Origin of the sequence: Planococcus soli (assembly GCF_016881065.1) — a bacterium.
Lineage (GTDB): Bacteria > Bacillota > Bacilli > Bacillales_A > Planococcaceae > Planococcus > Planococcus soli.
Window position 1 is genome coordinate 1 of the sequence record NZ_WXYN01000040.1, and the last position, 847, is coordinate 847.

General features: G+C 55.3%; 1 protein-coding gene. It reads left to right on the top strand.

Features of this window, described 5'->3' with window-relative positions:
* On the top strand, positions 1-846 hold an 846-nt coding region (locus GJB59_RS13685; protein WP_203583277.1), incomplete at its 5' end, for a citrate/2-methylcitrate synthase.
* Position 847 lies beyond the last annotated feature (1 nt).

Genomic DNA, 847 nt, shown 5'->3' on the forward strand with positions numbered 1-847 from the left:
ATGGCGGCTCTTCGCACGGCTGTTTCCATGCTCGGCTTGTTCGACGAAGAAGCTGAAGTGATGGAGCCGGAAGCGAACTACCGCAAAGCGATCAAGATCCAGGCGAAGATTTCGACCTTGGTAACGGCATTCGGCCGCATCCGCAACGGACAAGAGCCGGTCGCACCAAAAACCGACTTGAGCTTCGCGGCCAACTTCCTCTACATGCTGTCTGGCGAATTGCCGGAAGCAATCGAAGAAGAAGCGTTCAACAAAGCATTGGTGCTTCACGCGGATCACGAATTGAACGCCTCGACGTTCACGGCCCGTGTCGCTGTCGCGACATTGTCTGATGTTTATTCGGGTGTCACGGCAGCCATCGGCGCCTTGAAAGGCCCGCTTCATGGCGGTGCCAACGAGCAGGTCATGAAGATGCTCACGGAAATCGGCTCGGTCGACAACGTGGAAAAAGTCATCACGGAAAAATTGGCCAACAAAGAAAAAATCATGGGCTTCGGCCACCGCGTCTACCGCAAGGGCGACCCGCGCGCGAAGCATTTGCGCGACATGTCCCAAAAACTGACGAAGATCCGCGGCGAAGAAAAATGGTACGAGATGTCCGTGAAGATCGACGAAATCGTTACGGGCCAGAAAAACCTGCCGCCGAACGTCGATTTCTACTCGGCATCGGTCTACCACAGCCTGAACATCGAACACGATCTGTTCACGCCGATCTTTGCGGTGTCCCGCACCTCCGGTTGGCTTGCCCACATTTTGGAGCAGTACTCGGACAACCGCTTGATCCGCCCACGCGCAGATTACATCGGACCGGGCATGCAGACTTATGTGCCAGTTGAGGAAAGATAAA